Source organism: Microbispora hainanensis (genome assembly GCF_006874475.1).
In the GTDB taxonomy this organism is placed as follows: Bacteria; Actinomycetota; Actinomycetes; order Streptosporangiales; family Streptosporangiaceae; genus Microbispora; species Microbispora hainanensis.
The window spans coordinates 120,247-144,756 of record NZ_VIRM01000012.1 but is presented as its reverse complement, the minus strand read 5'-3'; the positions used below and the strand labels follow the sequence as shown (position 1 = coordinate 144,756).

Sequence of the window (24,510 nt, the reverse complement as noted above, 5' to 3'; positions counted from 1 at the left end):
CAATGCAGCGTTTGCAGGACCGCGTCGCCGTCATCACCGGCGCGGGCAGCGGCATCGGCCTGGCCACGGCCCGCCGGTTCGCCCAGGAGGGCGCCAAGGTCGTGGTGGCCGACCTCGACGAGGAGGCCGGCGCGAAGGCGGCCGCGGAGGTCGGCGGCCTGTTCGTCAAGGCCGACGTGGCGAACGAGGACGACGTGACCCGGATGTACCGGACCGCGTTCGAGGAGTTCGGCAGCGTCGACATCGCGTTCAACAACGCGGGCATCTCGCCGCCGGACGACGACTCCATCCTGGAGACCGGCCTCGACGCCTGGCGCCGGGTGCAGGAGGTCAATCTCACCAGCGTCTACCTGTGCTGCAAGCACGTGATCCCGTACATGCGGCGGCAGGGCAAGGGCTCGATCGTCAACACCGCGTCGTTCGTCGCGGTCATGGGCTCGGCCACGTCGCAGATCTCCTACACCGCCTCCAAGGGCGGCGTGCTCGCGATGAGCCGCGAGCTGGGCGTCCAGTTCGCCCGCGAGGGCATCCGGGTCAACGCGCTGTGCCCCGGACCTGTGGACACCCCGCTGCTGCGGGAGCTGTTCGCCAAGGACCCCGAGCGCGCCCAGCGCCGTCTCGTCCACGTGCCGATCGGCCGTTTCGCCCGGGCCGAGGAGATCGCCGCGGCGGTCGCGTTCCTCGCCTCCGACGACGCGTCGTTCATCACCGCCTCGGAGTTCCTGGTCGACGGCGGCATCTCCGGCGCGTACGTCACTCCGCTGTAAGGGGGTATGCCATGGCCCGTCCCGTGATCGGCGTGACGTGCTACGTCGAGCCGGCGAGGTTCACCGTCTGGGACATGCCGGCGGCGCTGCTGCCGTACATGTACGTCGACCACATCGCGCGGGCGGGAGGCCAGCCGGTCATCCTGCCGCCGGCCGGGGAGCCCGCCGCGCTGGTGGAGCGGCTGGACGGGCTGATCATCGCGGGCGGGGGCGACATCGACCCCGCCCGCTACGGCGCGGCGCCCGCGGAACAGACCGGATATGTCAGGGAGTTCCGCGACGAGGCGGAGTTCGGGCTGATGGAGGCGGCGCTGCGCACCGGCCTGCCGTTCCTCGGCATCTGCCGGGGCCTGCAGGTGCTCAACGTTGCGCTGGGCGGCACCCTCCACCAGCACCTGCCCGGCGTGGTCGGCCACACCGCCCACTCCCCCGCGCCCGGGACGTTCGGCCGCCTCCCCGTACGGCTCTCGCCGGGGTTGGCCAAGATCTACGACGGCGAGGAGCTCACGCCCGCCCACTATCATCACCAGGCGATCGACCGCCTGGCGGACGGGCTGGAGGTCACCGCCCGCTCGGACGACGGCACGATCGAGGCCGTCGAGGTCACGGGCGCGGCGTTCGCCCTGGCCGTCCAGTGGCACCCGGAGGCCGACGAGGACGGCCCGCTGTTCCACGCCCTGGTGGCCGCCGCCCGCCGCTGAGCCGCCGCCTTTTCCAAGGTCGCCCGGCCGCTTTTCCAGGGTTGCTTGGCCGCTTTTTCAGGGCCGCGGGATTGAAGCCGGTCACAAGCGATGGACAAGCCTCCTGGCCGACACTCCGTGGACCATGAGGCTCAATCGCGGCACAGCTTTCAGCAGGGTTCCGGTCGTCCACCAGCGCACCCCCACCGAGTGCGGCCCCGCCTGCCTCGCCATGGTCCTCGGCGCGTACGGGCACCACGTGGAGGTGCGCGAGCTCGCCGAGGAGCTGGGCGCCGGCCGTGACGGCACCTCGGCGCTCACCCTGATCAGGGCGGCGAGGCGGCGAGGGCTGGAGGCGCGGGCCTTCTCCCTGCCTCCCGAGGGGCTGGCACACGCGCCGCTCCCGGCGATCGCGCACTGGAAGGGCGACCACTACGTGGTCGTCGAGCGTCACGGGCGCGGCGGGATCACGATCGTCGATCCCGAGACGGGCCGCCGTCGCGTCGCCGCCGCCGACCTCGCCCGGGACTACAGCGGCATGCTGCTCGTCTTCACCCCGGGCCCCGGATTCCGGCGGACCGCGCGCCCCCGGCGGGGCCGCTGGTGGCGGTGGCCGGCCGCCGTCGCCTTCGCCGGCCGCCGTCGGCTGCTCGCGCTGCTGGTGGCGCTCAGCGTCGTCATGCAGGCGTTCGGCTTCGCCCTCCCGGCGCTGACCGAGCTGGTCGTCGACCGGGTGCTGCCGGCCGGCGACCACGACCCGCTGGCCGTCGCGGGCCTCGGGGTGCTCGGCCTGGTCGCCGCGTACGGACTGGTCCGGGCGCTGCGCGGATACGCCATGGTCGCGCTCAGGGCGAGCGCGGACGGCGAGCTGGTCCGCGTCACGGGCGAACGGCTCCTCGCGGCGCCTTACCGGTTCTTCGCCCTGCGCGGCTCCGCCGACCTGGTCAACCGCGTGCTGGCGACCTCCCTGATCCGCGAGGTCCTCACCAACCAGGTGACGCTCGCCTTCCTGGAGGCCCCGCTGGCCCTGGGATACGTGATCGCGATCGGCGTGCGCAGCCCGCTGATCGGCGGCTGCCTGGTCGCGTTCGCCCTCGCCCAGGCAGGCCTGCTGCTCCTCACCCGCCGCCGCGTCGGCGACCTGGCCCACCGCGAGACGGAGGCCCGCAACGACCTGCAGAGCAGGCTGATCGAGGGCCTGCGCGGCATCGAGACGGTCAAGGCCTCCGGCTCCGAGCCGCGCATCGCGGACCGATGGGCGACCGCCGTCGCCGTCGTCGCCGAGCGGTCGGGGCGAAGCGGCCGGGCGCAGGCCCTCCAGGAGGCTCTGCTCGGGGCCCTGCAGTTCGCCGCCCCGCTCACCCTCGTGTGGACGGGCGCCCGCCAGGTGGCGGACGGCACGCTGACGCTCGGCGGGATGCTCGCACTGCAGGCCCTGGCCGGCGCCGCGCTCGCCCCGCTGAGCTCGCTGATCGCCGGTCTGCAGGCCGTACAGGTCGTCCGGCCGCACGTGGAGCGCCTGGCCGACGTGTGGCACGCCGCGCCCGAGCCCGTTCCCGCCGCCCCGGTCACCCGTACGCTCAGCGGACGGATCGAGCTGGACGGCGTCGGCTTCCGCTATGGCCCCGACAGCCCGTGGATCGTGCGGGACGTCACGGTCACCGTGCGTGCCGGGCAGAAGGTCGCGCTGGTCGGCGCCTCGGGCTCCGGCAAGACCACCCTGGCCCGGCTGATCCTGGGGCTGCTCACGCCCGGCGAGGGCGAGATCCGCTACGACGGCGTGCCCGCCGCCGCCTTCGATCCCCGCGCCCTGCGCCGCCAGTTCGGCGTGGTGCCGCAGGAGCCCGTCCTCTTCCACGGCACGATCTTCGACAACATCGCGCTCAACGTCCCCTCCGCCACCCCGGAACAGGTGGAACGGGCGGCCCGGGCGGCCCGCCTGCACGAGGAGATCGCGGCCATGCCGATGGGCTACCACACGCTGCTCACCGACGGCGGCGGGCTGTCGGGCGGGCAGCGCCAGCGGCTCGCGCTCGCCCGCGCCCTGCTGTCGGAGCCGAGGATGCTGCTGCTCGACGAGGCCACGAGCCACCTCGACACCGCGACCGAGGCCGCGATCGAGGAGAGCCTGCGCCGCTTCGCGGGCACCCGCGTCGTCATCGCCCACCGGCTGAGCACCGTGCGCGACGCCGACCTCATCCTCGTGCTGGACCGGGGCCGGATCGTGGAGGCCGGCGGCCGGGACGAGCTGCTCGACCGCGACGGGCACTACGCCCGCCTCGTCGCCGCGCAGCGGCTGGGCGCCTGACCTTCGCGAGCTGCGGCTAAAGCCGGCCGCAAGTCGCTTACCTCTCTCACGCAATCCGGTTCCAAGACCACCACGAAAGGCTCTGGGACACGGGGGGAGCCACCCGGCTCCCGACTCGACGGAAGGAGAAGACGATGAGCGGACAGCTCAGGACCGAGCTGCGCGACCTCTCCGAGGTGGGCGCCGAGCTGGACGAGAGCCGCCTGGAGGGCATCACCGGCGGGATGCAGGACCCCATGGCCGCACGCACGCGGTCCGGCGCCGGCTACGACGACTACCTGTGCTGAGGGAGGGGTCATGACGTCTCGCACCGTTCGCACGGTCCTCACCGCCATCGACGCCGTGGGCGAGGAACTGGACGAGGAGCGCCTGCGCGGCGTGACCGGCGGCCAGGCCCCGGAGTTCGACAGGACCGGCTGCTACGCCGACAACATGTGCAAGTACGACGACATCGCCGTCTGACACATGCTCACCGCGTCACGGCGTGACCCGGCCGGGTGAAGCACGCCCGTGACGCCCAGGGTGGGGACGCCACCCCGGCAGCTTCCGTGGCCCCGGAGGCCACGGTAGCTCCGGCGGTCGCGGTAGCTCTGGCGGTCGCGGTAGCTCCGGCGGTGCGGCACCGGTGGCTCTGCGGCTCCAGTGGCCCTGCGGCTTCAGTGGCTCTGGTCGCTCAGTGGCTCCCGCCGGCGCCCCACCCACCAGGCCCGTCGATCCACGGCCCGCTCGATTGCGGCTCTGTGGATTCGGGCCACTTCCGGAAGGCGCCCGCCGCGGCGGCCCGTCCGCGCTCAGGTCTGTTGAGTCACGTCGAAAGGCCCTCCGTTGCGCTCTTCTCACGTTCTCGTGCTCACCAGCGAGGACGACCCGCACGCCGACCGGGTCTGCGGTCTGCTCGCCCGGCGCGGCGCGCGCGTCAGCGTCTTCGACCCCGGCGACTTCCCCGTCTCCGCGAAGCTGGACCTCGGCTACGGCGCCGACCTCGGCACCCGCCGCATCCTGCGCCGCGACAAGGAGACGATCGACCTCGACACGGTGTCCGCCGTGTGGTGGCGCCGGCCGACTCCCCCGCAGCCGCACCCCGAAATCGTCGATCCGGCGGTCGCCGCCCACACGGTGCAGGAGTGCAAGAGCCTGCTCGGCGACCTGTGGGAGCAGCTGCCGTGCCGTCAGGTGCCCGCCCGCGAGTCGGTCTTCCGCCGGTCCGGCCAGAAGTCCTCCCAGCTCTCGCTGGCCGCGGAGCTCGGGTTCGCGATCCCGGAGACGCTGATCACCACGGACGCCGAGTCGTTCCTCGACTTCCACGACCGGCACGACGGCCGGATCATCACGAAGGCCTTCCACGTCCCGCTCGTCGAGGGCGTCTCGGGCGGCCTCACCGCGACCCGCCTCACCGAGCCGGTGTCGCCCCGCGATCTCGCGTACACCGACGGCCTGCGGTTCTGTCCCCTGATCGTGCAGGAGATGGTGCCGAAGCGCGTCGAGCTGCGCGTCACCATCGTCGGCCGGCGGATCTTCGCCGCCGAGATCCACTCGCAGGCGTCCAACCGATCGAGCCTCGACTGGCGCTACTACGACACCAGGACCACCCCGCATCGGCCGCACCGGTTGCAGGAGGAGATCGCCGACCGGTGCCTGGCGCTGATGGACCGCCTCGGCCTGCTGTACGGCGCGGTCGACCTGATCGTCATGCCGGACGACCGCCACGTCTTCCTGGAGGTCAACCCCAACGCTCAGTGGTTGTGGGTCGAGAACATGACCGGCCTGCCGATCAGCGAGGCCCTCTGCGATCTCCTGCTCGAACCGGCCTGACATCCCCGCCGCCGACCAGCCCGACAGATCCCGCTCTGAGGAGCGGGAACGACCGCACCCCGAGGAGCCCGACATGCCGCCGCACAGCGCCGTTCTTCCTTCGGCCCGTCTGCTGACCGATGTCCTGGCGTACCTGCGCCGGATCCGTGATCTGGAACCCACCGAGGCCAGGCTCCTGCTGGGCGACCTGCGGGCGGAGCACGAAGGCGTGCCGATGCGGCTGGTGTGGCAGCGTGACCACCCCGGCGGCGATTGTCACTACGACCTGCTGCTCCCGGTGGGCGACGGGACGGTCTCGATCGCCTTCGCCCCCGACCGCGCGCTGCCCTGGCCACTGCGCGGCAGCCGCAACTCGGGGGAGCAGGTCGTCGTCCGGGTCAACGGCATGGAGGTCGCCATGGAGCAGGCCATGGCGGTGCTGGACGAGTTGTGGAGCGACACTTCACTGGCGAGCAGGCTGGTCGACGCCGCCCTGGTCGCGCAGGAGCTGGCCGACGACCCGGCAGACCTGTCCACCGCCGAGTTGCAGGACGCTCTGGACGCCTTCAGGCGGGCCCGCGGGCTCCTGACGGTCGAGGCCACCCGGGCGTGGATGGCCGAACGCGGCCTCGACCACGCCGGTCTGGAGGACGTCGCGGCCCAGGAGGCGGGGATCGCCCGGCTGCGCCGCCGGGTCGCCGGTGACCGCGCCGAAGGCGTTTTCGCCGCCGGCCCCCGCTCCTACGACCGGCTGTGCGCGGTGTTCCTGCGCTATCCCCGGATGGAGGCCGCCCGGGCCGCCGCCGACCGGCTGCGGATCGGCGCGCCGGACGCCACCGCCACCGCCACCGCCACCGCCACCGCCACCGCCGAGATGCTCGACCACGGCGCGGACGCCCGGCTGCGGCGCCTGTTCCGCGCCGAGCTCGGCCCTGAGGGGGCGGACGCCTCACCCGGCGACGTCCTCGGCCCGTACGGACCCGACCCCGTGGTCGTCCAGGTCGTGGAGGTCAGGACCGCCGCTTTCGACGACGCCACCCGGCGGGGTATCGAGCAGCGGCTCTTCGACGACTGGCTGGCCGGGCGGCGGCGTGAAGCCCGCATCGAGTGGGTGTGGGGCGACGCCCGGCGCACCGAGGCCGTCAACCAGGCCCTGCGGGCTCCCGCGGCGGAAGGCGGCGCCGCGGCGGCCCGCTGAGCGCGATATTCACGCATCCCCGGGCCGGATTCACCCCTCCCCCGGGCGTGGCGCCGTACGCGCGCCGATCATCCGGCTAATCGGCGTCACCTCGCACACCGCCGACGGGACGGCCGGCGAGAGCTTGACTTGCAACCGCTTTCATTTGGGTTATCGGCGTATCGGAGCATGCGGAGCCGGGCATTGGCGCAGGCGGAGCAGCGTTTATGGGCCCCGGAGTGGCCGACATAGAAACGGCATATTTTTTGACGCACGCCGCCGCAGAGAGATATGGTCAAATAGCGATCATAGCCGCGTCGTCGGCGCGTTCACGCTGCTTTCGTGCGAGGGGAACCGTGTTATACGCCGTGCTCGGACCGTTCCTGGCCATGAAGCCCTCAGGGGACGTCATCGCCGGACTCGCCCCGAGGCACCGGCAGCTGCTCGCGTTGTTCCTGCTCAATCCGAATATCGCGGTCCACCGGGACCGGCTCATCGATCTGTTGTGGAATGGCCGTCCCACTAAATCGGCGCCGCGGAATCTTACCACCTACATCGCACAGGTGCGGCGACGGCTCTCGCCCCGCGACCCCGACCTTTCTCCACTGCACACCGTGGAGGGCGGCTACCTTCTTTCCGTGCCGCCGGCGTCCGTGGATGCTGAAGAATTCAACCATTTCGCGGCGCAGGGCAGAATCGCTCGTGAGAATTGCGATTACCACAATGCGGCGCGGATGTTCGAGAACGCGCTGAGCCTGTGGCGGGGTGATGCCCTGCTCGCCATGAGACATGTGCACGCGCTCTCCGCGTGGGCCGACCGGCTGGACGAGGAACGGCGCGCGGTGACCGAGGACCTCTTCGACGTCAGGCTGGCGCTCGGGCACCATCACGAGATCGTCGGGGGCCTGGCCCAATGGGCGAGGCGCCATCCGCTGCGCGAACGGCCGCACCGGCAGCTCATGCTGGCGTTGCACCGGTCGGGCCGCACCCACGACGCCTCGGCGTCCTACCAGCGGCTGCGCCGCACCCTGGTCGACCGCCTCGGCACCGAGCCGTCCCCCGACACCCAGGCCCTCCACCAGCGGATCCTCACCGGCGACGACCTCCCGTCCACCCTTTTGCGGCTCCGGGCGGCGCATCGGCCGCCGTGCGACTCCACCCACTGACCACGCGGGATGGCATGGCCGGAAGTGGCAGGGGAAATAGGGTGATCCGGCCGGTTACGGGGAAGGCGGCGACCCACTAGGCTTGCAGCACACCAGTGATCCCGCGCGGGAGAGCGTCCTGGCATCCGGTCAGGGCCCCTGAAGGAGCAAGCCCTCCCCGCGAACCTCTCAAGGCAAAGGACCGTGCGGGCCAGGTGACCTCTGGAAAGAAGGCCGTGAGGCCTCGCCGAAGGTGAAAGTCCGGCAAAGATCGGACGAAGCTCTCAGGCGCCGATGACAGAGGGGGAGGATGCCCGATAGTCAAACGCAGCATCCGTCCTTCCGAGGTGCGCATGTCCCGATCCACCCCGCTCCGTGGGGTCCACGAAAGTCTGGGCGCGACCCTGACCGACTTCGCGGGCTGGCAGATGCCCCTGCGCTACGGCAGTGAGTCGGCCGAGCACAACGCGGTGCGCACGGCCGCGGGCCTGTTCGACCTGTCCCACATGGGGGAGATCTTCGTCGTCGGCTCGCAGGCGGGCGAGGCGCTCGACCGCGCGCTCGTGGGGCACCTCAGCGTCCTCGCGCCCGGTCGCGCCCGTTACACCATGATCGTGAACGAGACCGGCGGCATCCTCGACGATCTCATCGTCTACCGCCTCGACGAGGACCAGTACATGGTCGTCGCCAACGCCTCCAACTACGCCCTCGTCGCCCGCGAGCTCGCCGACCGGGTCCGGGGCTACGACGCGCAGGTGACCGACAGGTCGGACGAGTACGCGCTGGTCGCCGTGCAGGGCCCGCGCAGCGCCGAGATCCTGGCCACGCTGACCGACGCCGACCTCGGCGACCTGAAGTACTACGCCATCGTCGCCGGCATCGTCGCGGGCGCGCCCGCCCTGATCGCCCGCACCGGATACACCGGCGAGGACGGCTTCGAACTCTTCGTGCTGAACGAGCACGCCCTGCCGCTGTGGAACACCCTCGCCGAGGCGGGCAGGGACGCCGGGCTCGTCCCCGCAGGGCTGTCGGCCCGCGACACGCTGCGCCTGGAAGCCGGCATGCCGCTGTACGGCAACGAGCTGAGCGCGGCGATCACACCGTTCGACGCGGGCCTCGGCCGGGTCGTCCGCTTCGACAAGCCCGGCGACTTCGTGGGCAAGAGCGCCCTTGAGCGGGCGGCGGAGTACGACACCAGGCGGCGTCTGGTCGGGCTGGTGGCGCGCGGCCGGCGCGTGCCCCGCCACGGCTACTCCGTCACCCGGGAAGGCGCCGTCGTCGGCGAGGTGACCAGCGGCGCCCCGTCGCAGTCCCTCGGCCGCCCGATCGCCATGGCGTACGTGGACGAGGGCGCCCTGGAGAAGGGTGGCCTGGCCGTGGACATCCGGGGCAGCCAAGAACCGGTCGACGTCGTCGATCTGCCTTTCTACAGGAGGAGCAAGTGAGCACCATTCCGGACGACCTGAGCTACACCAAGGAACACGAGTGGGTGGCCGGGCTTGAGGACGGCCACACCGTGACGGTGGGCATCACGGCGTACGCGGCCGAGCAGCTCGGCGACGTCGTTTACGTGGAGGTGCACTCCGAGGTCGGCGCGACGATCGCGCCCGGCGACGCGGTCGGCGAGGTGGAGTCCACCAAGTCCGTGAGCGACATCTTCGCGCCGGTCGGCGGCGAGATCGTCGAGATCAACCCCGCCGTCGTGGACAACCCCTCGCTGGTCAACTCCGACCCCTATGGCGAGGGCTGGCTGTTCCGCGTGCGCGTGGAGGAGGAGCCGGACGACCTGCTGTCGGCTGCGGAGTATGCCGCGCTGACCTCCGGCGAGTCCTGACAGACGGCGCGAAGGGCAACGGTCAATGGCGATCAGCGTCTTCGACCTGTTCAAGGTGGGCATCGGGCCGTCCAGTTCGCACACGGGCGGCCCGATGGCGGCGGCGCACAAGTTCGCCCGCGGGCTGCACCAGGACGGGCTGCTGGAAAAGGTGACCCGGATCGAGGCCATCCTGTACGGCTCGCTCGGGCTGACCGGCAAGGGCCACGGCAGCGACAAGGCGGTCCTGCTCGGCCTGTCCGGCGACAAGCCCGAACTGGTCGACGTCGACACCGTCGACGAACGGCTGGCGGCGATGCGGGCGAGCGGCACGGTCACGGTGTACGGCGTGCACGAGATCCCGTTCGTGGTCGGCGAGGACCTCGTCTTCGAGCGCAAGCTGTCGCTGCCCCACCACCCGAACGGCATGCGGTTCACGGCGTACGCCGACGACACGGTGCTGCGCGAGAAGGTGTACTACTCGGTCGGCGGCGGCTTCGTGGTGGACGAGAACGCCACCGGCGCCGACCGGATCAAGCCCGACGACACGGTGCTGCCGTACGCCTTCACGACCGCGCACGAACTGCTCGCGCACTGCGCCGAGACCGGCCTGTCGATCTCCGGCGTGATGATGGAGAACGAGAAGGCCTTCGGCCGTACGGAGGAGGAGATCCGTTCCCGCCTGCTGCATCTGTGGGCGGTGATGGCCGAGTGCGTACGGCGCGGCACCAGCCGCGAGGGCGTCCTGCCGGGCGGCCTCAAGGTGCGCCGAAGGGCCCACCAGCTCCACCGGCGGCTGCAGGGCGAGGCCGACGGGACCGACCCGCTGCGGGCGATGGACTGGGTGACGCTGTTCGCGCTGGCGGTCAACGAGGAGAACGCCGCGGGCGGCCGGATCGTCACCGCGCCGACCAACGGCGCCGCCGGCATCGTCCCGGCCGTTCTGTCCTATTACATGCGCTTCCTGCCGGGGGCCGGCGAGGACGGCGTCATCCGCTTCCTGCTCACCGCGGGCGCGATCGGCGTGCTGTTCAAGGAGAACGCCTCCATCTCCGGCGCGGAGGTGGGCTGCCAGGGTGAGGTCGGCTCGGCCTGCTCGATGGCGGCGGCGGGCCTCACCGAGGCGCTCGGCGGGACGCCGGAGCAGGTCGAGAACGCCGCCGAGATCGGCATCGAGCACAACCTCGGCCTGACCTGCGACCCGATCGGCGGGCTCGTCCAGATCCCGTGCATCGAGCGCAACGCCGTCGCCTCGATCAAGGCGATCGCCGCCGCCCGCATCGCGCTGCGCGGCGACGGCCGCCACTTCGTGTCGCTGGACAAGGCGATCAAGACGATGCGCGACACCGGCAGGGACATGCTCGACAAGTACAAGGAGACCTCGCGCGGCGGCCTCGCCGTCAACGTCATCGAGTGCTGACGGACGCGCCACCGCCGAGCCGAGCACGCCGATAAGCACGGCGGCAGGCGCGCGGTGGCGGGGGCGGTGACGTCTCGAATGTGACGCATGTGCCGCTCGCCAATATCGTGGTGACTTCCCCGGCGAGGAGGAGGGCCGTCACGTGAGGTGGCGCGAGGCGCTGCGCCCGCATCGGGCGTTCCTGGTCGTGCTGGCGGCGGGCGTCGCACTGCGCGCGCTCGCCGTGCTCGGCTACCGGCCCGCGCTGTGGTTCTGGGCCGACTCCTTCGCCTACCTCAGCTCGGCACTCGACCTGCGGCCGCTGCCCTCGCGGCCGTCCGGCTACTCGCTGTTCCTGGCGGCGCTGAGCCCGCTGGGCAGCATCACCGCCGTCGTGATCGTCCAGCATCTGCTCGGTCTCGGCATGGCCGTATGCGTGTACGCGCTGCTGCGCCGCCGCACCCGGCTGCCCGGCTGGGGCGCGTCGCTGGCGGCGGCGCCGGTGCTTCTCGACGTCCACCAGATCCAGCTCGAACACCTCGTCATGGCGGACCTGCTGTTCACCGCGCTGGTCGTGGCCGCCGTGACGATCCTGCTGTGGCGCCCCCGCCCGGGCGGGTGGGCCGTCGTCGCGGCGCTGCTGCTGCTCGGGTTCGCCACGGTCACCCGCACCCTCGGGCTGCCCCTGATCGCGCTGGCGCTGCTGCCGGTGGTGCTCGCCGGACGCTGGCGGGCCGCGCTCGCCGGGCTCGCCGCCGCGTCCGCCGTGCTCGGCGGCTACGCCGTCTGGTTCCACGACGCCCACGGCTCGTACGGGCTGGGCGGCAACAGCACGTGGCTGTGGTCGCGCACGATGACCTTCGCCGACTGCTCCGTCATGGAGCCGCCGAAGGAACTGGCGGTGCTGTGCCCGTCGGAGCCCCGGCTGGCCGCGCCCGCCTACATCTGGGACGCGGGCTCGCCCATCCAGCGGGTGAAGAAGGACAAGGACCGGCTGGCGAGCGAGTTCGCCTCGCTGGCGATCCGCAGCCAGCCCCTCGACTTCCTCATGACCGGGCTGCACGACGCCATGTGGGCGTTCGAATGGGACCGGAAGGTGTACCCCTCCCCCGGGCCGCAGAGCGCGTACGTCTTCCCCGCCTCGGTGAAGCCGTTCACCTCCAAGGTGGCCTCCGGCGGCCGTACGGCGGGCGAGCTGACCACCGCCTACCAGGGAGGCTCCGGGGACACGCAGGTGGTCGAGCCGTTCGCGGGGTTGCTGCGCGCCTACCAGGAGCAGGGCTTCCTGCGGGGGCCGCTGCTGGCGGTGATCCTGCTGGCCGGGCTCGCCGGGCTGGTCGCCCGGCGGTGGACGGCGCTGCTGCCCTGGGCCGCGGCGGCGGTCCTGCTCCTGCTGCCGCCCCTGATCGCCGCCTTCGACCACCGCTATGTGGTGCCCGTCGTGCCGCTCGCCTGCCTGGCCGCCGGGCTCGCCCTCGGCACGGGCGCCACCCCCGCGCCGTGGCGCAGGCAGGGCCGGTCAGCGGCGGCGGACGTGCAGGCGAACGACCGCAAGCGCGTCGCCGCGGCCGACCGCGCGGCGAACGCGTGAGACCGCCGACTCGTCCAGCCGCCTGATCACCTGCCGCAGGTCGGCCGACCGCCGGAGCGACACCGTCACCCGCAGTCTGCCGTCGCGCAGGAGCCTGACCGAGATGCGGCCGATCCCGTCGATCCCCTTCAGCGCCACGCCGAGCATGGCGATGCCGGCGCCGGTGCGGCTGCCGACCCGGCCCCAGCCGAGCGCCATGAAGAGCCAGCGGGTCGCGACCAGGGCGAGCACCATCGCCGCACCGGCCAGCAGGGGCAGCGCCCACGGTTTCCCGTCGATGACGCTCCCGTCGGCCACGCTCGCGTCGATCAGGGTCACGCCGGGCCGCCGGCGCACGGCGGTCAGCAGGCCGAAACCTCCCGCGGCGAGCGTGACGCCCACCAGCAGGAGCCCGATGCGGTTCCCCCATCGCGGACGCATGTCAGCCCCCTCTCCTGCGCAGCCGTACGACCACCTCGTGACGGGACCGGACGCCGAGCCCCGACAGCCGGTCGCCGACCGCCGCGCCGACCTCGCGCAGCAGGGCCCCGGTCGTGTCCGCGTCGGCCACCACGGCGACCTCGATCCGCCTGCGGAGGATGTGGACGTCGGCCCGCCGTACGTGCTCGACCTCGCGGGCGGAGGCGGCGAGCGTACGGCGCAGACCGGCGCGGGTCAGGCCCATCGCGAGCAGCGGGTCCGCGCAGGCCAGGGGCATGAGCCGGGGACGGCCGGGAACGAGCGCGAGGGCCACCAGCCCCACGCCGCAGACGATCATGCCTACCGCCGCGACGGGAACGACGGGGTCGGACGTCGTGAGGTTCATCAGCCGGGGCGGCAGCCGCCACTCCAGGGACACGCCGAGCATGACGGCGACGACCACGGCGGTGCACACCCAGCCGAGCAGGGCGATCACGGTGGCGACCACGACGGCGGCCGGGGTCCGGCCCGGCAGCAGGAGGCGCGTGGCGCTCCGCCGGCCCGCCGCGGCGCCCCTGCCGCCGGTGTCGCTTCCGGCGCCCTTGACGCCGTCGCCGCCGCCCACGCTGTCGGCGCCTCCGAAGCCGTATCCGGCGTCCTCGGGGCCTTCGGCGTCGCCGCCCCCGTCCATGGCGCTCCTCGCCGACGAACCCGCCAGGATTCCCTGCACGACGCTCATCAGCCGTTCACCCTTCCCGCTCACCGTGCCGGCTCCGCCCGGTAGTCACCTCACCATGGGTACACGGAGCGCCGGCGGGACGGGCGGGTCACCCGCGGCCTTGCGCGATCATGAACGCTCCACGGCGGAGATTTTGCCCGGGCACGGTTAATGTGAACAGCGCTCATGTATTTCCCGGCGGTGCCGTATTAGGCTGCGCCCATGGACGACCGACAGCGCCTCGACCGGGCGACGGCCCACCTTGAGCCGCCCTTCGCGGTCCTCGACATGGACGCGCTCCGGTCGAACGCGGCCTCCATGGTGCGCCGCGCCCGGGGCAAGCCGATCCGGGTGGCCAGCAAGTCGATCCGCTGCCGGGCCGTGCTCGAACGACTGCTCGGCATCGACGGCGTCTCGGGCGTCATGGCGTTCACGCTGCCCGAGGCGCTGTGGCTGGTCTCCACCGGCCTGCGGGACGTGCTCGTGGCCTATCCCACGGCCGACAGGACCGCGCTGCGCGCCCTGGGATCGGACGAGGCCGCCGCGCGGGAGATCACCGTCGTGGTCGACTCGCCCGAACACCTCGACCTCATCGAGAGCCTGCGCCTCCCCCACCGGATCCGGGTGTGCCTGGACATCGACGCCGGTTTCGTGGCCTTCGGCGGCGCGTTCCGTGCGGGCGCGCTGCGGTCGCCGATCCGCGAGCCCGAGCAGGCCGCCGAGATCGCCGCGCACATCGCCAAGCGCCCCGGAGTGCGGCTGACCGGGCTCATGGCGTACGAGGCCCAGATCGCCGGGGTGGGCGACGACGTTCCGGGACCGTACGGCCGCGCGGTGCGCTGGATGCAGGAGCGGTCGCGCCGCGAGCTGGTCGTGCGGCGCGGCCGGATCGTGCAGGCCGTGCGCCAGGTCGCCGACCTGGAGTTCGTCAACGGCGGCGGAACGGGAAGCATCGAGAAGACCGCCACCGAGCGGGCGATCACCGAGGTCGCGGCGGGCTCGGGGTTCTTCCATCCCCGGCTGTTCGACTTCTACCGGGGCTTCACCGGCCGTCCGGCGGCGCTGTTCGCCCTGCCGGTCGTACGCAAGCCGGCGCCGGACGTCGCGACCGTGCTCGGCGGGGGCTACCCCGCCTCCGGGGCCCCCGGGCCCACCCGGCTGCCCCAGCCGTACCTGCCGGCGGGGCTCCGGTATCACCCGGACGAGGGGGCGGGTGAGGTGCAGACGCCGCTGCTGGGCGAGGCCGCCGCCGACCTCCGCCTGGGCGACCGCGTCTGGTTCCGCCATGCGAAGGCCGGGGAGCTGTGCGAACGTTTCGCCGCCCTGCACCTGGTCGAGGGCGATCGGGTTACCGAGGAGGTCCCGACCTATCGCGGTGAGGGCAGAACGTTCCTCTGACCGCCGGCCTCGATGGTTCCGGACCCGGCCGGGAGAACGCGAACGCCGCCGTGAACCCGTCACGGCGGCGTCGGTGCGCAGCGTTTCAGCGGTCCGCCGTGGGCCGACAGTTCGCAGCGGCTCAACGGTTCCGCAGCGGGTCGACGGTCCCGCGGCGTTTCAGCGGGATCGGCGGCGGCGCAGCAGCATGACGGCCGCGCCCACGACGACGACCACGCCGATCCCGATCAGCACCGGAGCGATGTTGGGCGCCGGATAGTCCGCGGGCTCCTCGCCCTCGCCGTCGGCCGGGGCGTACGCGCGCGGACCCAGGACCATGTCCTCCATCGACGTGACGATGCCGCGCGCGCTGGCCTTCGCCTTCTCGACGCCGCGCTCCGCGACCCGCTTCGGGCTCACCCGGTCCGCGATGGCGTCGACCGTGCGAGCGAGCTCCGCGCGCGTGCGCTCGATCTTCCGTTCCAGCGCATCGGGATCGGTGTCCGCCATGCGATCCCCCTCCTGTGGTATTCGTGTGTGATCAGTCTGCCAGGTCCGGCGGTCGCCCCGCACAGCGGCTGAGCCGGTAGTTTGGTTGACGCTTGCCCGCCGATCGCCGCGGGTCACCTTTTTTCCGGAGGACGTGATGAGCAAGCTCCAGCCCGGCGACCCCGCGCCGGACTTCACCCTGACCGACGCCGACGAAAACGAGGTCTCGCTGGAGTCGTTCCGCGGCAAGCGGGTCATCCTCTACTTCTACCCGGCGGCGATGACCCCCGGATGCACCAAGCAGGCCTGCGACTTCCGCGACAACCTCGGCGCGCTGACCGAGCAGGGCTTCGTCGTGCTGGGCGTCTCCAAGGACAAGCCCGCCAAGCTTCGGCAGTTCCGTGAGCGTGACGCGCTCACCTTCCCGCTGCTGTCCGACACCGGCCTGGACGTGCACAAGGCGTACGGCGCGTACGGCGAGAAGACGAACTACGGCAAGACGGTGATGGGCGTCATCCGCTCCACTTTCATCATCGACGCGGACGGGAAGGTCGAGAAGGCCCTCTACAACGTGAAGGCCACCGGCCACGTCGCCCGGCTCACGAAAGAGCTGTGAATCTCCTGAGATATCCCTTTCGCGACTCCCCCGGAATTGTCGGTCGCGGCCGATAAATTCCGGGGCATGGCGAAGTACAAATACACCCCCGAGTTGCTCGCCGACGCGGCGGCCGCCGCGCGCAGCATCGCCGACGTGCTGCGCTATCTCGGCATCCCCTGGTCGGGCGGCGCACACGCCCACATCAGCCGCCGCCTCAAGCACTTCGGCATCGACACATCCCACTTCGGCAGCCCCTCTGCGGACAAGAGCGCCGCGACGCCCCGTCGATACCTGCCCGTGGAGATCCTGGTGCTGCTTCCTTCGGGATCCTGTCGTGAGAAGCCTCGCAAGCTCAGGCGGGCACTGCAGGAAGTAGGAGTCCCATACGTCTGCGCAGACTGTAGGATAGGCGACGCCTGGCAGGGTCGGCCGCTGACATTGCACATCGACCATATCAACGGCAATTGGCTGGACAACAGAAAAGAGAACCTGCGATTCCTTTGCCCCAACTGTCATTCCCAGACGGAGAATTTCGCGGGCAAAGGAAGAGGAAAAGGGGTCGTAGCCCAATCGGCAGAGGCAACGGTTTTAGGTACCGTACAGCGCGAGTTCGAATCTCGTCGACCCCACTGCAATTCAGATGACAATGGCGAGTCGCGAAATAATTCGAGAACGCGGACGTCGCCGGATTCGGCGCGGCCGGCACTCGCGAAGCTGAACCTGATGCTCGGGGCCGACGATCTGTCCTTCCTGGAGCGGTTCGTCTCCACCGGCAGGGCGCGCTCGCGGACGGCGGCGATCCGCACGGCGATCGCGCTGCTCCGCGCCGAGAGCGAGCGGGAGTGGCCGTGATGGGGATGCGCGGAGTCGCCGAAAGAGGTGACGGCACCGACGACGGCTTCCCGGCAACCGCTAGGGAAATTCGAAACCGACAGCGCCGATGCGCGGAAGACCCGTAGGCGCGCGCCGGCCCCTCCGCCGGCACGCGCCTATCGGGAAAACGCGACGTGAGCTTTCAGCCGGGCACCTGGCAGCGCACTCCGGCGTCGGTCTGCCGGCACCAGGGGGGCAGGTCGTTCTGGCCCTGCGGCACATCCTGACCGAAGCCGCGAGGGAAGAACGGCTGCCGTTCGTCTCCGCCGATCCAGGTCGTCCCGGCGTGCGACCGGTCCCAGACCAAGCCGGCGACGGCGACGACGCCACCGCCGAGAAGCGCTCCGACGATCGCGGACGCGACACCGACGGCGACGAGTCGCCCGGCGTGTCCGCGGGGCAGCCGGGCCGCCAGGCGCGTGCCGATGCCGGGCCGCGGGGCCGACGGGAACCGCGCCCGCGGGTCCTGCCAGCCCGGGGCGTTCCATCCCGCGCCGCCGGGACCGAAGGCATACCCGCTGCCGGTCGGGGGTGCGCCCGCGGTTCCCGGCCCGGGCTGCCGGGGACCCGCGGGGCCTGCCCAGATCGCATACGGCCCCGCCGCGCCGGGCCTGCTCCCGGGTCCGGTCCACGCCGAGCCCGTTCCTACGTTCCCCGGGCCGGTCCACGCCGAGCCCGTCCCTACGTTTCCGGGTGAGCCTGGCCCCGCACCTCCGGACGTGTCCCCCAAGCCGGTCCGTGGCGAGCCCGGTCCCACGCCCCCGGGCGTGCCGGCCGGGCTGCTCCAGGGTGTCGTGGGAGTGTTCCCAGGTGGCGGAGGCACGGCCGGCCCGGAGGGTTCGGCCGATCCGCTGGTCGCGGTCGGCTCACTCGGCCGGGCCGGCCCGGTCTCCGGCTCCGGGCGCGGGCCGCGCGGCTCGTCCCCTGCGCCGCGCGACCCCGCGTCCTGATCCGCCATCCAAATCTCCCTTTACCCGCTTCACAGAAGCGTTCCCGAGGACAAGAATGCGCCGAGATCCGTAAGAACGGCGTAAACGCGGCGGACGGCTGCGACCTGAGTCGTACCGCCGGATCCGCCGCAAGGGTGAGACCCTCCTGAGCAGCCGATACATAGGGTTGGGTACGTGTTCGGCAGACTGCGCGCCTGGACCCGGCGCCACAGCAAGCTCGTGGACTCGCTCACGGTCTCCCCGCTGGCGCTGTTGAGCCTGATCACCGCCGAGGTGTTCGGCCGGGCGAGCTCGATCGGGGGACGGCACGTCGGCGTGCTCGGGCTGCTGCTGTTGTCGGCCGCGCTCATCGTTCCGCTGGTATGGCGCCGCGACCATCCTCGTGAGGTGTTCGCGGTGGTCGCCACCGTCAGCTTCGTCCAGTGGCTGCTCGACATCATCGTCCTGCCCGCCAACATCGCGGTGCTCATCGCGCTGTACAACGTCGTCTCGCGCTGCACACTCCTGTGGGCGCTGGCCGCCGGGGCGGTCGCCGAATTCGGGCTGCTGCTGGCGATGCTGCGCTGGTCTCCGGACGCCTGGCGGGCATGGGTGTCGTCTTCGGCGTTCATCGTCGCCGTCTGGCTCGCCGGGATCTACGCCAACACCCGCCGCCGCTATGTGGAGAGCCTGGTCGAACGCGCCGAGCGGGCCGAGCGGGAGCGCGACCAGCAGGCACGCATCGCCGCCGCGGCCGAGCGCGCCCGCATCGCCCGCGAACTGCACGACGTGGTCGCCCACAACGTCAGCGTGATGGTCGTCCAGGCCGACGGCGCGGGATACGCCATCGACAGCGACCCCGAGCAGGCCCGGCGCGCGATGCAGGCGATCTCGGCGACCGGGCGGCAGGCGCTGGCCGAGATGCGCAGGCTGGTGGGCGTGCTGCGGCACGACGCCGGCAGCCCGGCGGAGGAGTACGCTCCGCAGCCCGGCGTCGCCCAGCTCGACGACCTGATCAGGCAGGTCAGGGACTCGGGGCTGCCGACCGAGTTCACCGTGTCCGGCACCGCGCGGAGCCTGCCGGAGGGCGAGCAGCTCGCCGTCTACCGGATCGTGCAGGAGGCGCTGACGAACGCGCTCAAGCACGGCGGTCCGGGCACGCGGGCCTGGGTCGAGGTGACGTACGGCAGGCGCGAGATCGAGCTGAGGATCAGCGACGACGGCAGGGGCGCGGCGGCGCCGCGCGTGGTCGGCGGGCACGGGCTGATCGGCATGCGGGAGAGGGCCGCGATGTACGGCGGAAGCGTCGATGCCTCCCCCCGGCTGGGCGGCGGGTTCCGGGTGGTCGCCCGCATTCCCCTCGGGGTGGCCGCATGACCCGGCCGTCCCCCGACCGGAGCGGCCGGCCGGCCCCGGACCGTGGTGACCCGGCCGTCTCCGGCCGCGTACGGTTGCGGGGATCGCGGCGATGACGAGCGGAACGGAGCGGCGGCAGTGATACGCGTCATGCTGGTCGACGACCAGGAACTGGTGCGGACCGGGTTCCGGATGGTCCTCGGGGCGCAGCCGGACATCGAGGTCGTGGGCGAGGCGGCGGACGGGCTGGCGGCCGTCGAGGCGCTGCGCGCCGTCGAGGCGGACGTGGTGCTCATGGACGTCCGCATGCCCCGGATGGACGGGGTGGAGGCGGCCCGCGTGATCTGCGCGGCGCCCGACGGCCCCAAGGTGCTGATCCTCACGACGTTCGACCTCGACGAGTACGCGTTCGCCGCGATCAAGGCGGGGGCGGCGGGGTTCCTGCTGAAGGACGTGCCGCCGGCCGAGCTGATCAGCGCGATCCGGTCGGTGCACTCCGGTGACGCGGTGGTCGCGCCCAGCACGACACGCCGTCTGCTCGACCGCTTCGCCGTGCTCCTGCCGGAGGGGGACGCGCGGCGGGCGGACGCGGGCGTGCTGACGGCCCGGGAGCGGGAGGTGATGGTGCACGTGGCCCGCGGCCTGTCGAACTCCGAGATCGCGGCGCGGCTGCATCTCGCGGAGGCGACCGTGAAGACGCATCTCGGCCGCATCCTGGCCAAGCTGGGGCTGCGCGACCGGGCCCAGGTGGTCGTCCACGCGTATGAGACGGGCGTGGTCTCCCCCGATCATCCGCGGGGCTGAGACCGGACTACCTCAGTAGTCGCACACGTCCCAGCGGGCCCGTCCCGGGGCCGCACGCCGAGAACGTCCGCGAGGCCGAGGAAACGCCCTGATCACGGCCATAGCGTGGCCGCATGACCACAACAACCCAGGTCCGCACCGCGGTCGTCGCGCGTGGACTGACAAAGGTTTACGGCGAGGGCGACGCGGCGGTGCACGCGCTGCGCGGCATCGACGTCGGGTTCGCCGCGGAGGCGTTCACCGCGATCATGGGGCCGTCCGGCTCCGGCAAGTCCACCTTGATGCACTGCCTGGCCGGATTGGACACGGTGACGGACGGGCGGGTGAGCATCGGCGACGTCGAGATCACCGGCCTGAACGACAAGCAGCTCACGCTTCTGCGGCGCGAGCGCGTGGGGTTCATCTTCCAGGCGTTCAATCTGCTGCCGACGCTGACGGCCGAGCAGAACATCCGGCTCCCCCTGGAGATCGCGGGCCGCCAGGCCGACCAGGCGTTGTTCGACCGCGTGATCGAGACGGTCAGCCTGCGGGACCGGCTCAGGCACAAGCCCAACGAGCTGTCGGGCGGCCAGCAGCAGCGCGTCGCGGTGGCGCGGGCGCTCATCAGCAAGCCCCAGGTGATCTTCGCCGACGAGCCGACCGGCAACCTCGACTCGCGCAGCGGCGCCGAGGTGCTGGCGTTCCTGCGCAGGTCCGTACGCGAACTCGGGCAGACGATCGTGATGGTGACCCACGACCCGGTGGCGGCGTCGTACGCCGACCGGGTGGTCTTCCTGCGTGACGGGCTGCTGGTGAGCGAGGTCGATCGGCCGACGCCGCAGACCGTGCTCGACACGCTGATGGCGCTGGAGGCCTGAGCCGTGTTCCGGACCACCCTCGCCGGGCTCCTGGCGCACCGCCTGCGCCTGGTGCTCACCTCCCTCGCGATCGTGCTCGGGGTCGGTTTCATCGCGGGCACGTTCGTGCTCACCGACACCATCGACGCCGGGTTCGCCCAGTCGTTCGCCGCGGACGCCGGCAAGGTGGACGTGGTGGTGACGCCCAAGGACGGCGCCGAGCCCGACCGGAATCTGCCGGAGAGCGCGCTCGCGGCCATCAAGGCGGTGCGGGGCGTCAAGGACGCGCAGCCCATGGTGTCCGGGGACGCGCCGCTCATCGGCAAGGACGGCAAGGTCGTGGGGGACTACCCCACCGTCGGGGTGTCGATCCCGGCGAGCCGCATCAAGATCACCTCGGGCAGGGCCCCCTCCGCCGCGGACGAGGCGGTGCTCGACGAGAACACCGCCAAGACCCAGGGGTTCGCGCCCGGAGCCACCGTCGCGGTGCTCGACCAGGCCGGCGAGCGACAGGAGTTCCGCCTCGTCGGCATCTTCGACGTGGGCCTCGACCAGGAGCTCGCCTACCGGGGCGCGGTCGCGTTCACTCCCGGCGCGGCACGGCGCGTCACCGGCGCCAAGGGCTTCACCGAGATCGACGTTCTCTCCTCGGGCCCCTCCCCGGAGAGCCTCCGTGCGGCCGTCGCGGCGGCCGTGGGCGACGCGAAGGTCGTCACCGGGCGGGAACGCGCCGACGAGGTGGCCCAGCGCAACCACATGGACACGTCCTTCCTCCGGCTGGGCCTGCTGCTGTTCGGCGCGGTCGCGCTGCTCGTCGCCGCGCTCGTCATCTACAACACCTTCAACATCCTGGTCGCGCAGCGGATGCGCGAGATGGCGCTGCTGCGCTGCATCGGCGCGACCAAACGGCAGGTCTTCGGCTCGATCGTGCTGGAGTCGGCCGTGGTCGGCCTGGTGTCGTCGGTGCTCGGCCTGCTGACGGGCCTCGGCCTCGGGGCGGCCGCGGTCGCCGTGCTGCGGGCCACCGGGACCGACGTCCCCACGGGCACCGTGAGCCTGTCTCCGCTGACGATCGTGGTCGGCATGTGCACCGGCACCGTCGTGACGATGGCCGCCGCCCTGCTCCCGGCGCGGCAGGCCACTCGCGTGCCGCCGGTCGCGGCGCTGCGCACGCAGGTCGAGGAGCACACGTTCCGCACCGGGGTCGTCCGGATGGTCGCCTCCGCCCTGTTCGTGCTGGCCGGGGTCGGCCTCACCGCGGCGGGTGTGCTGCAGGGGCCGAGCCAGGCGGCGTTGCTGACGGTCATGGCGGGCGGCGTGCTCGTGTTCTTCGCGGTGCTCATCCTCGGCCCGGTGATCGTACGGCCGCTGAGCGGGCTGGCCGGCTGGCTGCCGGCGCGGCTGTTCGGCGTGCCGGGACGGCTCGCCGTGGACAACGCGCGGCGCAACCCCAAGCGGGCGGCGACCACGACGGTGGCCCTGACCGTCGGCGTGACGCTGATGACGTTCATGGCGGTCCTGACCTCCACGATGCGGACCACCGTGAGCGGCCGGCTCGACCAGCAGTTCCCCGCCGACTACATCCTGTCCTCACAAACGGGCACGATCCCCCGCTCGATCGCCGACACGCTGCGTGCGAGCCGTGACCTGGCGGCGGTGACCGAGTTCCGCGGGGAGAAGGCCAAGGTGAACGGCCGCGACTACAAGGTGGGCACGGTCACCCAGTCGGCTCTCGGCACCGCCATCGAGCCGGAGGCGTCGTCCGGCACCATGGACGGCTTCGGCGCGGGCGACGTCGCGGTGGCCGACGAGGTGGCCCGGGACCTGGGCGCCAAGGTCGGCGACACCGTGACGGTCGTGTCGCGAGGAAAGAGCACCCCGCTCAAGCTCGTGGCCGTGCTGAAGTCCGACGCGTCGATGCTGCCGTCGATTACCATGGCCGAGCAGAGTTTCGAGCGGCACTTCGGCAGGGTGGGCGACGCGCAGGTCCTCGTGAACGCCGCGGACGGGGTGGACCCCGAGCGGGCCCGCAAGATCGTGGACGACGTGACGGCGGCCTACCCGGCGGTCAAGGTCGGCAGCACCACCGAGATCCGCGGCCAGTTCGACGAGGCGCTCGACTCGATCCTCAAGGTCGTGACCGGGCTTCTGGCCCTGGCGATCGTGATCTCACTGCTCGGCATCGCGAACACGCTGTCGCTCTCGGTCCACGAGCGCACCCGCGAGTCCGCGCTGCTGCGCGCCCTCGGCCTGACCCGGCCGCAGCTGCGGGGCATGCTCTCGGTCGAGGCGCTGATCCTCGGCCTGGTGGGTGCGATCGTCGGCGTCGTGCTCGGCATCGCGTACGGCTGGGCGGCGACGGCGACGTTCACGGCGGACGTCTCCTTCGAGCTGCCTATCGGGCAGATCCTGCTCTTCATCGCCGCCTCGGGCCTGGCCGGAGTGCTCGCCGCGCTGCTGCCCGCCCGCCGTGCCGCGCGGGCCTCGGTCGTCGGAGCGCTGGCCGCCTCCTGACCGCCACTCGTCCGCTGCTCGCCGGTGCCGTGCCGTGCCGGACCGGCCCAGTACGGCCGGCACGGCCCGGTACGGCGGTCGCCCGGGCCGCCCGCGCGCGCGGGTGACCCGGGCGAGCGCGTGACCCGAGCGAGCGCGTGACCCGGGCGAGCGGGGCCGGGCACACCCGCCGCCTCCGGCCGCGCGACGCCCGGCGCCCGACGCCCGACGCCCGGCGCCCGACGCCCGACGCCCGACGCCCGACGCCCGACGCCCGACGCCCGACGCCCGACGCCCGGCGCCCGACGATCGTCAGCCGGAGACCCCCGGCGGGGAGGGATCGCCGGAGCGGGTCAGGGCCCCAGGCAGGATCCGGCGGAGGTGATGGTCGACGATCGCGGTCGCGTCGTCGACGCCGAGTTCCCCGAGCAGCACCCCGTCGGCGAGGCCACGCGCGAGACCGAGCAGTGCGTGGGCCTCCGCGCCGGGATCGACATCCCCTGCCGGGCCGGAGGCCGCCACGAGCGCGGCGATCTCGCGATGGACGCCGTCGCCGCCGGCGCGATAGAGGGCGCGGATCTCCGGGTCGGCGACGGCCATGCTCACGAACGCGTGCCCGGCGAGCAGCGGGACCACGGCGGTCGCGCCCAGTTCGACGATCGCGAGCAGCACGCACCGCAGGGTTTCCGCAGGGCCGCGAGCGTCCCGGACGGCATCGCGAACCTGGCGCTCGATCTCTCCCCTCAGGACCTGGGCACTGGCGCGCAGCAGATCGGCCTTCCCTGCGAAGTAGTGCTGCACGAGCCCCTTGGAGACGCCGGCCTCCTGTGCCACCTGCCCTATGGTCACTCCGGCCAGGCCGTCTCGCGCGCACAGCCGCAGCGCGGCCTGGGCGATCTCCTCCCGCCGAGCCGCGTGGTCGACCTGCTTCGGCACGGCTCGCCCCCTCTTTCGCGATACGAATGTA

The 24,510-nt window shown here is 72.2% G+C and carries 25 protein-coding genes, 1 tRNA gene, 1 pseudogene and 2 riboswitches; of the genes and pseudogenes, 22 read left to right on the top strand and 5 right to left on the bottom strand.

What is annotated here, in order from left to right:
* Positions 1 to 2: 2 nt before the first annotated feature.
* From FLX08_RS12760 to FLX08_RS12715, 12 genes are all read left to right on the top strand, one after another.
* Positions 3 to 767 carry a 3-oxoacyl-ACP reductase gene (locus FLX08_RS12760; RefSeq protein ID WP_142619038.1) on the top strand — a complete coding sequence of 255 codons (765 nt, stop codon included), beginning with the start codon at positions 3 to 5 and terminating at the stop codon, positions 765 to 767.
* A gap of 11 nt (positions 768 to 778) precedes the next feature.
* Positions 779 to 1,468: a gamma-glutamyl-gamma-aminobutyrate hydrolase family protein gene (locus FLX08_RS12755; RefSeq protein ID WP_142619037.1), complete on the top strand. Its 690-nt coding sequence runs from the start codon at positions 779 to 781 to the stop codon at positions 1,466 to 1,468.
* Positions 1,469 to 1,592: 124 nt separating this feature from the next.
* Complete coding sequence (locus FLX08_RS12750; RefSeq protein ID WP_142619036.1) at positions 1,593 to 3,755, top strand: peptidase domain-containing ABC transporter; 2,163 nt, start codon at positions 1,593 to 1,595, stop codon at positions 3,753 to 3,755.
* A 134-nt stretch (positions 3,756 to 3,889) separates the two neighbouring features.
* Complete coding sequence (locus FLX08_RS40560; protein ID WP_167530386.1) at positions 3,890 to 4,042, top strand: hypothetical protein; 153 nt, start codon at positions 3,890 to 3,892, stop codon at positions 4,040 to 4,042.
* 10 nt (positions 4,043 to 4,052) lie between these two features.
* A complete protein-coding gene (locus tag FLX08_RS40555) occupies positions 4,053 to 4,217 on the top strand; it encodes a hypothetical protein (protein ID WP_167530385.1) in 165 nt (54 codons plus the stop codon).
* A gap of 384 nt (positions 4,218 to 4,601) precedes the next feature.
* Positions 4,602 to 5,567 carry an MvdC/MvdD family ATP grasp protein gene (locus FLX08_RS12745; RefSeq protein WP_244312591.1) on the top strand — a complete coding sequence of 322 codons (966 nt, stop codon included), beginning with the start codon at positions 4,602 to 4,604 and terminating at the stop codon, positions 5,565 to 5,567.
* Between the two features lie 73 nt (positions 5,568 to 5,640).
* Positions 5,641 to 6,744 (top strand): TIGR04500 family putative peptide maturation system protein, encoded by a 1,104-nt coding sequence (locus FLX08_RS12740; RefSeq protein WP_142619034.1) that lies wholly within the window; start codon positions 5,641 to 5,643, stop codon positions 6,742 to 6,744.
* Positions 6,745 to 6,950: 206 nt separating this feature from the next.
* Positions 6,951 to 7,889: an AfsR/SARP family transcriptional regulator gene (locus tag FLX08_RS43375; protein WP_142619033.1), complete on the top strand. Its 939-nt coding sequence runs from the start codon at positions 6,951 to 6,953 to the stop codon at positions 7,887 to 7,889.
* Between the two features lie 96 nt (positions 7,890 to 7,985).
* Positions 7,986 to 8,083, top strand: a riboswitch (glycine riboswitch).
* Positions 8,084 to 8,179, top strand: a riboswitch (glycine riboswitch).
* Positions 8,180 to 8,221: 42 nt separating this feature from the next.
* Complete coding sequence (gene gcvT, locus FLX08_RS12730) at positions 8,222 to 9,313, top strand: glycine cleavage system aminomethyltransferase GcvT (RefSeq protein WP_142619032.1); 1,092 nt, start codon at positions 8,222 to 8,224, stop codon at positions 9,311 to 9,313.
* Positions 9,310 to 9,702: a glycine cleavage system protein GcvH gene (gene gcvH, locus FLX08_RS12725; RefSeq protein ID WP_142619031.1), complete on the top strand. Its 393-nt coding sequence runs from the start codon at positions 9,310 to 9,312 to the stop codon at positions 9,700 to 9,702. The genes gcvT and gcvH overlap by 4 nt, the downstream gene beginning before the upstream one ends.
* A 25-nt stretch (positions 9,703 to 9,727) precedes the next feature.
* Positions 9,728 to 11,101 carry an L-serine ammonia-lyase gene (locus FLX08_RS12720; protein ID WP_142619030.1) on the top strand — a complete coding sequence of 458 codons (1,374 nt, stop codon included), beginning with the start codon at positions 9,728 to 9,730 and terminating at the stop codon, positions 11,099 to 11,101.
* Between the two features lie 142 nt (positions 11,102 to 11,243).
* Complete coding sequence (locus FLX08_RS12715) at positions 11,244 to 12,671, top strand: hypothetical protein (RefSeq protein ID WP_142619029.1); 1,428 nt, start codon at positions 11,244 to 11,246, stop codon at positions 12,669 to 12,671.
* Here the strand turns inward: FLX08_RS12715 and FLX08_RS12710 are convergent.
* On the bottom strand, positions 12,600 to 13,091 hold the full coding sequence (locus FLX08_RS12710; protein WP_142619028.1) for a hypothetical protein: 492 nt from the start codon (positions 13,089 to 13,091) through the stop codon (positions 12,600 to 12,602). The genes FLX08_RS12715 and FLX08_RS12710 overlap by 72 nt on opposite strands.
* Position 13,092: 1 nt before the next feature.
* Positions 13,093 to 13,809: a DUF6286 domain-containing protein gene (locus tag FLX08_RS12705; RefSeq protein ID WP_142619027.1), complete on the bottom strand. Its 717-nt coding sequence runs from the start codon at positions 13,807 to 13,809 to the stop codon at positions 13,093 to 13,095.
* 201 nt (positions 13,810 to 14,010) lie between these two features.
* Between FLX08_RS12705 and FLX08_RS12700 the strand changes: the two genes are divergently transcribed.
* The gene (locus FLX08_RS12700) at positions 14,011 to 15,186 is read left to right on the top strand and encodes an amino acid deaminase/aldolase (protein WP_142619026.1); all 1,176 of its coding nucleotides are present in this window, start codon (positions 14,011 to 14,013) and stop codon (positions 15,184 to 15,186) included.
* 159 nt (positions 15,187 to 15,345) lie between these two features.
* On the opposite strand, the gene FLX08_RS12695 is transcribed toward FLX08_RS12700, so the two are convergent.
* Positions 15,346 to 15,675, bottom strand: coding sequence for a DUF3618 domain-containing protein (locus tag FLX08_RS12695; RefSeq protein WP_142619025.1), 330 nt, complete (start codon positions 15,673 to 15,675; stop codon positions 15,346 to 15,348).
* A 136-nt stretch (positions 15,676 to 15,811) separates the two neighbouring features.
* Between FLX08_RS12695 and bcp the strand changes: the two genes are divergently transcribed.
* The 4 genes and pseudogenes from bcp to FLX08_RS42910 all read left to right on the top strand — a co-directional run bounded on the left by bcp (position 15,812) and on the right by FLX08_RS42910 (position 17,104).
* Positions 15,812 to 16,270 (top strand): thioredoxin-dependent thiol peroxidase, encoded by a 459-nt coding sequence (gene bcp / locus FLX08_RS12690; RefSeq protein WP_142619024.1) that lies wholly within the window; start codon positions 15,812 to 15,814, stop codon positions 16,268 to 16,270.
* 66 nt (positions 16,271 to 16,336) lie between these two features.
* A pseudogene (locus FLX08_RS43370) lies at positions 16,337 to 16,771 on the top strand (hypothetical protein); the annotation flags it as partial.
* 36 nt (positions 16,772 to 16,807) lie between these two features.
* Positions 16,808 to 16,881: transfer RNA gene (locus FLX08_RS12680), tRNA-Leu, on the top strand.
* A gap of 94 nt (positions 16,882 to 16,975) precedes the next feature.
* Entirely contained in the window at positions 16,976 to 17,104 is a 129-nt protein-coding gene (locus tag FLX08_RS42910; RefSeq protein ID WP_280117095.1) for a hypothetical protein, read from the top strand.
* A 163-nt stretch (positions 17,105 to 17,267) separates the two neighbouring features.
* Here the strand turns inward: FLX08_RS42910 and FLX08_RS40550 are convergent, their stop codons facing one another.
* Positions 17,268 to 17,432 carry a hypothetical protein gene (locus tag FLX08_RS40550; RefSeq protein WP_167530383.1) on the bottom strand — a complete coding sequence of 55 codons (165 nt, stop codon included), beginning with the start codon at positions 17,430 to 17,432 and terminating at the stop codon, positions 17,268 to 17,270.
* Positions 17,433 to 17,844: 412 nt separating this feature from the next.
* Here FLX08_RS40550 and FLX08_RS41340 point away from each other — a divergent pair, with 412 nt between their 5' ends.
* From FLX08_RS41340 to FLX08_RS12660, 5 genes are all read left to right on the top strand, one after another.
* Positions 17,845 to 18,075: a hypothetical protein gene (locus tag FLX08_RS41340; RefSeq protein ID WP_208761410.1), complete on the top strand. Its 231-nt coding sequence runs from the start codon at positions 17,845 to 17,847 to the stop codon at positions 18,073 to 18,075.
* 174 nt (positions 18,076 to 18,249) lie between these two features.
* Positions 18,250 to 19,431, top strand: coding sequence for a sensor histidine kinase (locus FLX08_RS12675; protein WP_167530382.1), 1,182 nt, complete (start codon positions 18,250 to 18,252; stop codon positions 19,429 to 19,431).
* Positions 19,432 to 19,560: 129 nt separating this feature from the next.
* A complete protein-coding gene (locus tag FLX08_RS12670) occupies positions 19,561 to 20,214 on the top strand; it encodes a response regulator transcription factor (protein WP_142619023.1) in 654 nt (217 codons plus the stop codon).
* Between the two features lie 113 nt (positions 20,215 to 20,327).
* Positions 20,328 to 21,071, top strand: coding sequence for an ABC transporter ATP-binding protein (locus FLX08_RS12665; protein WP_142619022.1), 744 nt, complete (start codon positions 20,328 to 20,330; stop codon positions 21,069 to 21,071).
* 3 nt (positions 21,072 to 21,074) lie between these two features.
* The gene (locus FLX08_RS12660; RefSeq protein ID WP_142619021.1) at positions 21,075 to 23,564 is read left to right on the top strand and encodes an ABC transporter permease; all 2,490 of its coding nucleotides are present in this window, start codon (positions 21,075 to 21,077) and stop codon (positions 23,562 to 23,564) included.
* A 291-nt stretch (positions 23,565 to 23,855) separates the two neighbouring features.
* Here FLX08_RS12660 and FLX08_RS12655 read toward each other — a convergent pair whose 3' ends face one another.
* Positions 23,856 to 24,479, bottom strand: a complete 624-nt coding sequence (locus FLX08_RS12655; RefSeq protein ID WP_142619020.1) for a TetR/AcrR family transcriptional regulator — start codon at positions 24,477 to 24,479, stop codon at positions 23,856 to 23,858.
* Positions 24,480 to 24,510: the final 31 nt, after the last annotated feature.